1 protein-coding gene is annotated in these 1,560 nt (G+C 32.0%); it reads left to right on the top strand.

The window, feature by feature from the left end; all coding sequences use genetic code 11:
- Positions 1-1,560 (top strand): BatD family protein (locus tag HMPREF9420_RS01505; protein ID WP_007133616.1); only part of this gene is annotated, 1,560 nt, incomplete at both ends.

The following is a 1,560-nucleotide window of genomic DNA, read 5'->3' as shown; positions in this document are numbered from 1 at the left end:
TTATATGCAGTCAAACAAGGCATTTATAGTTTGCCTTCTGCACAGGCCGTCGTTAATGGGCGTAAGATAAAATCTAATGCAGTTAAAGTTACTATAGTTGGTAAGGGGCATAGCCGTAATAATATCAAAAACCAATATAATGAGGATGGAGATTTGCATGATGTAAGTTCGCGTATCTCTGGAAATAGCCTTTTTATTCGTGTCAGCGCAAATAAACGTCGTGTTTGTGAACAAGAACCAATAACGTTGACATATAAAGTTTATACACTTGTTGATTTAACTCAACTAAAAGGTGATATGCCTGAATTAACAGGCTTTCATACACAAGAGGTTAAATTGCCACAACAAAAGAGTTTTCATATAGAACGAGTAAATGGTAGGCCATATCGTTGTGTCACATGGAGCCAATATGTTATGTATCCTCAAATGACAGGAAAACTTACCATTCCAAGTATTACATTTAAAGGGATAATAGTACAACAAAATCGTTCTGTAGATCCATTTGAGGCTTTCTTTAATGGTGGTTCTGGTTATACAGAAGTGAAAAGAGATATAAAAGCACCAAGTCTTACAATTCAAGTAGATCCATTGCCTAATCGTCCCGCGAACTTTTCTGGCGGTGTTGGGAAATTTAACGTTTCAACAAGATTAAGTAAATCGATTGTAAAGGCTGGACAACCTGTAACGTTAACCATTGAAATTAGTGGGGTTGGGAATCTTAAATTATTGAAACAACCTAATGTTATCTTTCCAAAAGATTTCGAAAAATATGATGTTAAGATTACGGATAAAACTCATTTAACTTCTAATGGAGTTGAAGGGAAAATGATATATGAGTATTTGGTCATACCTCAAAATCAAGGTGAATATTCTATTCCAGCTATCTCATTTAACTATTTTGATGTAGAAAAACAAAGTTATAAAGATATTAAAACACAAAATTTAAGTATAAAAGTATTAGGAGGAAATAAGAGGGATAATGGTATTTCTGAGTTTCAGAAAGATGATAATGATATTCATGAAATAAAGGCTAATGATAAGGAAAATCATGAAGTTGGAGATTATTTCTTTGGATCTATTGCATATTTTATTATCATTATTTTGCTGATTGTAATTTTTGTCTCTATGTTTATATTACTAAGGAGGTATGAAAATGACAAAAAGGATGCTGTTAAATTACGAGGCGTACATGCTAATAAAATGGCTACAAAGAAACTTAAATTAGCAAATAATTTAATGGAAAGAGGAGATACTGAAGAGTTTTATAATGAAGTCTTACATACTTTATGGGACTATGTTAGTGATAAACTAAATATGTCTATAGAGGAACTATCACGTACAAATATTTCAGAAAAACTCTCTGCTCGTGGTGTTGATTATTCAATAATACAACTATTTATTAGTGCTATCGATGAGTGTGAATATGAACGGTATGCTCCAGGAGACATGGCTGGGAATATGAAGAAGACTCTTGATTCAGCCTTTGCAGCTATCACTAAGATAGAACTTTTCTTTAGAAATAATAAAAAATATAATACAAAAGAATGTTTAAGTTTATAT

The sequence above is a fragment of the Segatella salivae DSM 15606 genome (assembly GCF_000185845.1).
In the GTDB taxonomy this organism is placed as follows: Bacteria; Bacteroidota; Bacteroidia; order Bacteroidales; family Bacteroidaceae; genus Prevotella; species Prevotella salivae.
Note: the sequence above shows the minus strand (reverse complement) of the source record. Positions and strands in the feature narration are given on the sequence as shown.